The organism is Xanthovirga aplysinae, from assembly GCF_009711365.1.
GTDB classification, from domain to species: Bacteria; Bacteroidota; Bacteroidia; order Cytophagales; family Cyclobacteriaceae; genus Xanthovirga; species Xanthovirga aplysinae.
On record NZ_SMMB01001164.1, the window covers coordinates 1 to 10,019 of the forward strand.

The window sequence follows — 10,019 nt, forward strand, 5'->3', positions numbered from 1 at the left end:
GCCTTTTCCTTGATGCTTTATTTTTTAATTACCTATTTCACAGAAAGAACAGAAACTTTTCAGTTGTTTTCCTTATATGGAGTACTCTTTTTACTTTATTGGCTATGGTCAAGACAAGTTAAAACAGCTGAACAAATCCATTTGGGACTTATATTGGCTTTAATTTTCCGGTTGGTTCTTCTTCCTGCTCTTCCAAATTTATCAGATGATATTTTTCGCTTTATTTGGGATGGCCGTTTGCTTCTGAATGGCATTAATCCTTTTGCAGAGTTGCCTTCCTTCTATAATGCGCATCCTGAAATCCATATTCCTGGAATTAACAATGAACTTTATGATCAGCTTAATTCTCCGGAATATTTCACCATTTACCCTCCGGTAGCCCAGTTTGTCTTTTGGCTTTCCGTATTGTTTTCCAAAGAAAACCTGTTGATCAGTGTGATAATAATCAGAGTTTTAATCATCCTTGCTGAAATTGGCAGTATTGTTATTGCCCGAAAGCTTTTGATCATTTATAACCTCCCAGAGAAAAACATTTTATGGTATGCTTTAAACCCCCTTGTTATTCTTGAATTGACTGGTAATTTGCATTTTGAGGCCTTCATGATTTTTGGACTTCTTTTAAGTATTTATGCCTTTGAGAAAAAATGGCCTTACGTGTCCTCCCTTGCTTTTGCTTTTGCCATTTGCAGTAAATTATTACCCTTAATTTTTCTGCCATTATTGATCCGAAGAATGAAATTCCAGGAGGTTATTCGTTATTTTCTTCTTACAGGTACAGCGACTTTTTTGATGTTTACTCCCTTGGTCAGTAAAGAGCTCATTCATGGCTTAACCCAAAGTTTAAGTTTGTATTTTCAAAAGTTTGAATTTAATGCCAGTTTTTATTACCTCATTCGGCAAATAGGATATTGGATTAAGGGTTATAATATTATTGAAACTGCAGGAAAGGTTTTGGCCTTGAGTACCTTTTTAGGAATTATCATTTACTCCTGGTTTGAAAGAAAAATGAATAGGCCTTTGGCCCAAAGTTTTTTATGGGCCTTATTATTTTATCTCAGCTTGAGTACCACTGTTCATCCCTGGTATGTGATTCCTTTATTGGCTTTAAGCATTTTTAGCTCTTATCAGTTTTCTATATTATGGACCTTTATGGTTTTTCTGACTTATTTTACTTACCGGACCACAGCATATATGGAAAATCAGTGGTTAGTTGTTTTAGAATATTTCTCTGTTTTTGGACTTCTGCTTGTTGAATGGGTAAGAAAAAATGATAAGACCAAAAGGAAGAAATCCCATTTAGAATTGTCTTACTACCAGAAGGAATAAAGGGTTTGGAAGTCTTGAGTGTCACTTAAATCAATTTTATTCTGAAAAAAATGTATGCTTAAGAATATTTGTATTTTATTCCATTTAATGGTATTGACCTATTTTCCGGCAATAGGGCCTAGAAATTTTGAAAAAATGGTGGATTCTATTTATCAAAATTCAGTTCCATTAGTTCAAGCCGGGGATTTAAATAGGCAATTGATTAGGGAGGATAAAATTATTATTCTGGATACACGCTCAATCAAGGAGTTCAAAGTAAGTCATTTAGATAATGCCATTTTTATTGATAATGCTGCCTTCAGCATCGATCAAGTTGATACCATTCCCAAATCAACTAAGATAATTGTTTATTGCTCGGTAGGTTACCGAAGTGAACTTATTGGAAAGGAACTAATAAATGCTGGTTATCAAAATGTTTATAACCTTTATGGAGGAATATTCGAATGGAAGAATGAGGGTTTTACTGTTGTGAATCAAAAAGGGCAGCCCACTGATAGTGTACATACCTTTAATAAGAATTGGTCAAAGTGGCTGATTAAAGGGAAAAAAATTTATTAAACACCTGTTCTTAAAAAATGAATAAATCACTTTTAATCATATTTATAAAAAATCCTGAGTTAGGAAAAGTTAAAACACGATTGGCAAAAGATGTTGGTGATGAAAGTGCACTTGAAGTTTATTTAAAGTTATTGGAACATACTCGGTGCGTCACCAAGGAAGTTCCAGTAGAGAGAGATCTGTACTATTCAAGTTTTATTGAAAAAGATGATCAATGGGCAAAAAAATACTTTACAAAATTTTTACAGGAAGAAGGAACTCTTGGTTATAAGATGGAAAAGGCTTTTGAAAAAGGTTTTGAACGAGGTTACAAGTCAATTTGTATAATTGGAAGCGATTGTTATGACCTGAATGTAGATATTTTAAATCAAGCTTTTGAAGCTTTAAAAAGCAAAGATTCGGTAATAGGTCCAGCGTTTGATGGAGGGTACTATTTATTGGGGATGAATAAGCTGCATACCTCATTATTTCGTCAAAAGAAATGGAGTACCTCGTCTGTTTTTGGAGATACTATAGAGGATTTAGAAAGCAATAATGTTACTTATACCATTTTGCCCAAACTTCGAGATATTGACACCCAGGAAGATCTTAAAAATTATACTAGCTTAATTAAATGAGAAGTGGAATGTAGGGGTATAAGATTTTTCGTTTACCTTTTTACAACATCGTAATAGCAAAATGGAGAAGGAAAAAGGGAGTTTTTCTTAACTAATTTTCTTAAGACTGATTAAATTATAATTTTGGTGTAGCAGGAATTGAATTAGAATTTTACTGATACGCCTAAATTCAGAGAGGGACTTTTTGCAACAAAATGCCCTCTTATAGCCCCATTAAACCCGGAATTTAGACTAAGGTAGTCTTTTAATTCATAATTTACCTTAAAGCCATAAGCAAGATAACTTTGATTATTTACAAAGGTACCCGTGAGGGATCGACGTGCAGGAACAGTAAGGTTTCCATTTTCCATTGATCCCATCCAATCCAACATTCCCATGATCAATAACTTTTTCAGGGGTCTATAACCAAATTCAACCCAGGCTTCTAAACCATCACTATAGCGGTTATTTCTAAAATATATACTTGTGGATAAAAAAAAGTGAAAGGATTCGAAGATTTTGCCTAGGGTCAATGATGAAAACAAAGCCATTGCATTGTAACCTGTACTCAAGCCTCGATTGATATCCTGCGAACCAGTAGGAAATTGTACCAAAACCTGTGTGCTTAATTTATAATCTCTGATATTGAATAAAACTTTTCGTATCCCTACCTCCACATTTCCAAAGGCACTAAAATATCCGGGCTCAATATTTAATGGATTGGCAGTAGAAGGAAGGTTACTGTCTTTTTCCCCAATTAAGTAGATTTTTAAGGGAACCCTTGCCAAAACAATAAAGTCGTCCTTAAAACTGTATTCTCCAACCAGATTTAAAGTAAAATCGGTAATTGGCTGGTACAGAAGTATTTCGTCACTATTTTCATAAAACAGGGAGCGGTAACTTATTAGTGAAGTGTTCAATTGAAAATATTTTTGTCCTTTTGTCAGGTTCCAGGGACTTTGTGCCCATAAATTGCCTATTAACATTTGAAAAACACAAAGAAGTAAAAAACAATGCCTCATTGGATTCCGACTTTGGAAAATGTTTTTACTTCATAACTGTTGAATTTACTAAAGGTTAAATGAATTAAGTGGTCATTCTGGTACCCTATATGGTAAGGAGAAAGGTGATACAAAAAAGGCTTCTTTAGTAATGAAAGAAGCCTTTTTAGGGTGAGTATGTTATAATATTTTAATTATATATAAACTTAAAAGGATTTAAGTAACCTACTGCAATATTTAAACCAAAGCGTACATCCATTTTATTTAATGAGCCTATCCCACTTATTAATGGAGTTAATACTTGATCTGAAATAATATAAGCCTGAAGACCAAAAAGGTTTAATGAAAGGCCTGTACCTAAATTATTAGCCCTTCCATTACTAGCGGACCAGTTAATTACTGTATTAAGGTACTTTCCTAACTGTAAATTGTAGGCTACCGACCAAGAAGGACTTATTCTGCCATTCCCAATTCTATTATGAAATAAAGTTGCGACACTATGTACTCTGCCTAATTGATAATTTGCTCCTAAATAAACATTTGCCGTAAGACCAGAAGTGTAGGTTTGATTTACAGAAGACTCGATATTATAATGATTATCTAAAGAATCTACCAGATTATCAAAGAAATCTCCTACACCATCTAAATCATCTAATCCATTTAATTCAGGACCATAAGTTGTAAAATTTGAGCCTGTAAGGCTATAGATACCAGTGTTGCTTTTCCAAGAGATAAATCCCAAATCATTTACGGCAGCAGAAAGCGTTAAATCTGGCATCAATTTATAAGTCATTCCTAAATCAATAGCAAATCCACGGTTTTTATTAAATCCAAAATCTTTTTGTTCTATTCTATCAGTGATTATTTGAGAATTTGAAAAAGACTCCTCATCCACATCTATCAAATGTTTTATCCCACCTACGCGTACTTCTATGTTACGATTTTCTAAAGTCACCGAATCTATATTCATATATAAGGCAGCGTCCAAATTAACGGAAGCATGTGCGATACCCTGCAAATATTTAATTCGAGCTCCAAAGGTTATTCGGTCATTTATTTCCCGTCCATAACCGACTGCAATTTCATGATAACCTATCATTTTTAATTTGCTTCCCTTAAAATCTAGTACACCATTATTCTGATTTCCCTCTGACCCCCAAAAAATCCATGAAGGAACATCGGAAGAAAGGGAAATATCTGTTTGGGCTTTAGTGTTGGCTGAAACCGTAAAAAAACCCTTTCCTACTCTAGCGCCTAAATTAAAAACAGGTACATCAAATTGTTGGGAAAATCTCAAGTTCTTCTTCCTGTTGAGTAAGTTTGAGACTTTATTTTCATCCAAGTAATAACCGTTTTCTGTAAATGAAATAATATCATTCAAGCCAAAGGTTGTTTGTATAGAAGTATAAACTCCAGGAAAAGTATAAAATGCTTTATAATCTGGAAATAAAGCTGGATTTAAAAAATTAGCCTCTGGTACCGTTTTGTGCATCTGATATAAAACAGATTGACTTTGGCTCTTTCCAAATAGTGGTAAAATCAAAAAATAACTTATTAAAAAATATATTTTCGGAGACATAAATGTTTTGGTTTAATATTCTGGGATTAGGCTTCTTAAAATTCAATTTGCAATCCAAGATCTACTTCAATGCTGGCATTGGCATTCAAATGGACACTTTTTGTTCCATTATCGGGAGAAGAAACAAGAGATTTTATCTTGAGCTTCTTCGTTTTTCTTAAGGTCTCTAATTGACTTTCATTCAATTCTATATCCAATAAGTGATCGGAGGAGTTGATTACCTCTCCATTATCGTTTATTTCAGCGGCCTTTAACAAAAGGTTATTGTATTCGCCTTCTAAATTGGGATGAATCAAAGAATCTAGAGTAAGCTCCTCTTCATTTAAGAAATAAACCTGTAAAGCAGCATCTAGCGGAAAAGAATTATTCGTCCTTAAACGGAAAAGAGCTCGTTTAAAGTCCTCCAAGGCTTCACCATCAAAATCCGTAATATTTTCAGTTCCTAAATCTTTTACCTTCCCTTTTAAAGGAAGGCGGGCATTCAAAGTCACATCTACTTTACTAAAATCAGCAACAAAATTACCTATACCTGCACCTTCAGGATTTAAAGAGGCTTTTAGTCCGTACTCTAGATTTTCTGGGAATGAAGAAAGTAACTCACCAAAATTTTCTGTATTTGATGAGTTGATGCTGATTTCGGTATGAATCGTTTCACCTAGTTGGTCAATTCGTGGTGCTCTAATAATTTGCTCTTGATTAATAAGGCTTCCTTGTAGGTTTAATTTTTGACCATTTTCTATTTCACCTTCTAATTTTTGTAGGGTGAGACCCAATGGAATTCCAAAGCTGTTATCAATCTGTAAAATTAATTGTGGGTCATCCCAAATGAATTGACCTGTTGAAAAACTATCAAAACCATTTAAACTAACTTTATCGGCAATTTCAAATACTTTTCGGTTCCCCATGTCCCCATATATCTCCTTTATTTCTAGATCTTGAAGGTTAAGATCTATGCTGATAATATCATTTTCTTTTAGTTCTGAATTTTGGTTAAGGGAAAACGTAGCTATTGTAGTAAGGGAAAAAGTATTAGTTGTGGTCCCTCCTTCAGTAAGATCCAAAGTGTAATTAGATAGATTATCGGATTTGGATGTTTCCCGGGTACCAGTTCCATCATCAAAATAAAGTGTAGTTATATAGGGTTCACCTTTTTCATTTTTCAAATTGTTTAGTACTATATCAACCTTTATTTCAGCTTTAATACTTGTATTTACCTCTATTCCAAGAGTGCCATTACTGAATTTTATTTGATCTAGCGACTCTTCATTTGGGGTGGTAATAGTTAGGGAATTTTCATCCTCAATGGGAGGGATATCAGGTAATGGGCCAATATTGGGAATAGCAGGTAAATTTTCTACCACTAGATTAGTATTGAAGGATTGGTCGGGAATTTGGAAGGACTCATCAACTCCCTGAGTGAATAAATGCTCTGAATATACGGCACTTAAAAAACCTTTATCATCAGTTTCAATGAAATTCTCATCTTCTTGTAACTCTTCTAAAAAATCAGAGAAATTCAAAGTCAAATTTGCCAGAGGAATTCCAAATTCTGAATTCCATACTAATGGATCATCCTCCTTGTTTTTTAATTTTTCCAATTTGTCTAGGTCGCCTATACAACTGGTCAAAAGGACTGCGAATAAGGAAACTAAAGCTACCTTATTGCGAGAAAAAAGATTAATTGTCATTTTCATAAAAAAATAGTTTAACACAAAACTCTGGTGTCATATTTTAAAAAAATAATAAGACAATAATTGATTAATAACTTCAAAAATATCGATTATTATTTATAAAATTAAAATTCAAACACTTAATAATGTAAAGAAATTACCCTATTATTTATATTACTTGATATATAGATGAAAAACTCTTAATGGTATAGGTAGGAAAAAGGAAAAAGATTAGGGGGAATAATTTATAGAGAATAAAATTTATGAATAACAAAATAAGTTTGTAATTAATCTGGAAAATACTGTGGATAAAATTTCCAAGGAATTGGAGGATTTATTTTAAAAGGGGGCTATTAGGGGATAGGGTGTTTTTAATGTTGAAGAAATCATTTCATTAAAATGTGCTTGTCTGGGATTAAATTATTTGTATAAGTTTGATTTATAAGGTCTTTATTCTTCTTAAATCTTTTTCTTGGATTGATCTCCTTAAGGAATAAAAAATGAAGGCTCTTTAAAAACAAGCTTGCTAGGAATGCCCTTGATTTCATAATGGATGTAAAAGTTAATTTTCCTTTCTGAACTGTTAGCTTTTTCATAGTTAAGGCTAGAAAACCTCACCAATTTGTAAAGACCTCTATTACCCTAAATATTCTAAAAGAATTAGCGTAGGCAAAAAAGAGAAAGCTTCTCGGGCTGGTTTTTTTGCAATGCCTCCCATGCTTGTCATTGAAAAGATTTTAAAAGCATTTCATCCACCGATTTAAATAAAAACCGCAAGTTTGATCATTGCTCATTAGGCCCTTAGTTCTACATTTTTCTCCACTTAATGTTATCTTTGCCTAAAATTAAACTTACCACAAATACCACTTACCGATGTCTATTTTTCAATCTCATTTACCCTTTGCCGAAAGATCCCGACCACATTCGCTAGATGATTTGATCGGTCAGGAACATTTAGTAGGGAAAGAAGGGATTTTGCGGAAAACCATCACCCAGGGCATCATTCCTTCCATGATTTTATGGGGACCACCGGGAACAGGCAAAACCACTCTGGCAAATATTATTGCTAATCAAGTGAAACTTCCATTTCACACATTGAGTGCTGTAAGTGCAGGAGTAAAAGAGGTGCGAGAGGTCATTAATAAAGCAAAGGGATATGGAAGGACGATTTTGTTTATAGATGAGATCCACAGGTTCAATAAATCCCAACAGGATGCTTTATTAGCTGCGGTGGAAAAAGGGGTGATTACGTTAATTGGGGCCACAACTGAAAACCCTTCCTTCGAGGTCAATAGGGCGCTACTCTCCCGTTGTCAGGTGTATACCCTAAAAGATCTATCCGCAAATGAACTTTTGGGCCTTCTTAATAAAGCAATTCAAAAAGATGAAAAATATAAGACCCAAAAGATAGAATTGAAGGAAACCAAAGCCCTTTTGTCCATTTCGGGAGGGGATGCCCGAAAATTATTAAATCTATTTGAACTGGTAGCAGATGCTTCAATTGGGAAAACCATTGTAATTACTGATCAAAAAGTCACTGCTATAGCTCAACAAAGAGTGGCAGCCTATGATAAAACAGGAGAACAACATTATGATATCATCTCAGCATTTATCAAATCCATAAGAGGAAGCGATCCTAATGGAGCAGTTTACTGGTTGGCAAGAATGATTGAAGGCGGTGAAGATGTTAAGTTTATTGCACGCAGATTACTAATTTTGGCATCTGAGGATATTGGGAATGCTAACCCTACGGCTATGGTAATTGCTACTAACTGCTTTAATGCGGTAACTTTTATAGGTTATCCTGAAGCTGAAATTACGCTTTCACAATGTGTTACTTATTTGGCCTCTTCACCCAAAAGCAATGCTAGTTATATGGCGATAAAAAAAGCACGTCAGGTAGTGAAACAAACCGGTGATTTGCCCGTCCCCCTACACCTTAGGAATGCCCCTACAAAATTGATGAAGGACCTGGGATATGGGAAAGGTTATAAATATGCGCATGATTACCCAAATAACTTTGTGGAAGAAGAATTTTTACCGGAAGTGCTAAAAGAAAACAAATTTTACGATCCGGGGAATAACCCCAGAGAAAATGAAATCCGAAAGCGATTGCAAGCCCTTTGGAAGAAAAAATACAATTATTAAAAAGGAAATTTTTGAGAGGAATAGTATTGAGGAATAAACTGTGGATAGAAGCTCTTAAAAACCGGAAACATACTGAGTTTTAGACAGTGTAGGTTAAAAGATTAAGATGTTTTCGATAAAAATCTTACTTATTACAATCCACAGTTTATTATTATTTACTTCTTTTTCATTTACTTGATTATAAGAATTTGGAGTAATAAAAAGAGCTTGCAAGGGAATTATACTAAACTCCTCAAGATTTTTGTCGCTCTTTCCAGCATTTCATCATTAAAATCAAGATGAGTAACCAGTCGAATTTCCTTTTTACCAAAACGGACCGCCTTTAATCCCGCAGCATCCATTTTACTTAGAATTTCTTCTACCGTAAATTTCTCTTGTAATTTAAATATAACAATATTGGTAGCTACCGGAAGGGTTGAGTCAACATAAGAGCATTTTTTTAAGGTTTCTTCCAATACTCTAGCTCTTTGATGATCCTCTATTAACCTGTCGATATTATTATTTAAAGCATAAATACCAGCAGCAGCTAAATAACCTGCCTGTCGCATTCCTCCACCAAAGACTTTCCGTACTTTTTTGGCCTGATGGATATTTTTCTTGCTTCCCAACAATAGGGAACCTACAGGGGCGCCCAATCCCTTTGATAAACAGATGGAAATTGTATCAAAATGAGCACCAAAAAAGGCTGGGGTTTCTTCCGTTTCTACTATTGCATTGAAGAGTCGGGCTCCATCTAAATGGAGTGCTAAATCTTTTTTCTTACAAACCTCTCGAATGGAGGTAATTTGATCTTTCTCATAAAAGCAACCTCCTCCTTTATTCATGGTGTTTTCCAAAGAAACTAAAGAGGTGGTGGGAGCATGAACATCATCAGGTTGAATATTCTCCAAGACTTGTTCTGCGGTAATTCTACCACGATCGCCCTCTATTAGTCTAACTGAGGCAAATGAGTTGGAAGCAATTCCACCGCCCTCATAGAGGTAGATATGAGATGATTTATCACAAATAACTTCAGTCTGGGGTTGGGTGTGAATTCTTATGGCTATTTGGTTAGTCATAGTTCCCGAAGGACAAAACAAGGCAGCTTCCATTCCAAACATCTGCGCTACCTTTTTTTCTAAGTCATTTACGGTTGGATCTT

General features: G+C 34.5%; 8 protein-coding genes. 4 read left to right on the forward strand and 4 right to left on the reverse strand.

The window, feature by feature from the left end; translation table 11 throughout:
* From E1171_RS23890 to E1171_RS15105, 3 genes are all read left to right on the forward strand, one after another.
* Positions 1–1,326 (forward strand): MptA/MptB family glycosyltransferase (locus tag E1171_RS23890; protein ID WP_187696478.1); only part of this gene is annotated, 1,326 nt, incomplete at its 5' end.
* A gap of 54 nt (positions 1,327–1,380) precedes the next feature.
* Positions 1,381–1,884 (forward strand): rhodanese-like domain-containing protein, encoded by a 504-nt coding sequence (locus tag E1171_RS15100; protein ID WP_155206878.1) that lies wholly within the window; start codon positions 1,381–1,383, stop codon positions 1,882–1,884.
* A 17-nt stretch (positions 1,885–1,901) separates the two neighbouring features.
* Positions 1,902–2,501 carry a TIGR04282 family arsenosugar biosynthesis glycosyltransferase gene (locus tag E1171_RS15105; protein WP_155206879.1) on the forward strand — a complete coding sequence of 200 codons (600 nt, stop codon included), beginning with the start codon at positions 1,902–1,904 and terminating at the stop codon, positions 2,499–2,501.
* Between the two features lie 143 nt (positions 2,502–2,644).
* On the opposite strand, the gene E1171_RS15110 is transcribed toward E1171_RS15105, so the two are convergent.
* The 3 genes from E1171_RS15110 to E1171_RS15120 form a co-directional block, all read right to left on the reverse strand.
* Positions 2,645–3,502, reverse strand: a complete 858-nt coding sequence (locus E1171_RS15110) for a hypothetical protein (RefSeq protein ID WP_155206880.1) — start codon at positions 3,500–3,502, stop codon at positions 2,645–2,647.
* Between the two features lie 169 nt (positions 3,503–3,671).
* The gene (locus E1171_RS15115) at positions 3,672–5,024 is read right to left on the reverse strand and encodes a DUF5723 family protein (protein ID WP_222931513.1); all 1,353 of its coding nucleotides are present in this window, start codon (positions 5,022–5,024) and stop codon (positions 3,672–3,674) included.
* 71 nt (positions 5,025–5,095) lie between these two features.
* The gene (locus tag E1171_RS15120; protein WP_222931514.1) at positions 5,096–6,754 is read right to left on the reverse strand and encodes a hypothetical protein; all 1,659 of its coding nucleotides are present in this window, start codon (positions 6,752–6,754) and stop codon (positions 5,096–5,098) included.
* Between the two features lie 849 nt (positions 6,755–7,603).
* Between E1171_RS15120 and E1171_RS15125 the strand changes: the two genes are divergently transcribed.
* Positions 7,604–8,878, forward strand: a complete 1,275-nt coding sequence (locus E1171_RS15125) for a replication-associated recombination protein A (RefSeq protein ID WP_155206883.1) — start codon at positions 7,604–7,606, stop codon at positions 8,876–8,878.
* A 218-nt stretch (positions 8,879–9,096) separates the two neighbouring features.
* Here E1171_RS15125 and E1171_RS15130 read toward each other — a convergent pair.
* Positions 9,097–10,019: threonine aldolase family protein (locus E1171_RS15130; RefSeq protein ID WP_155206884.1), on the reverse strand; the 923-nt coding region annotated here is incomplete at its 5' end.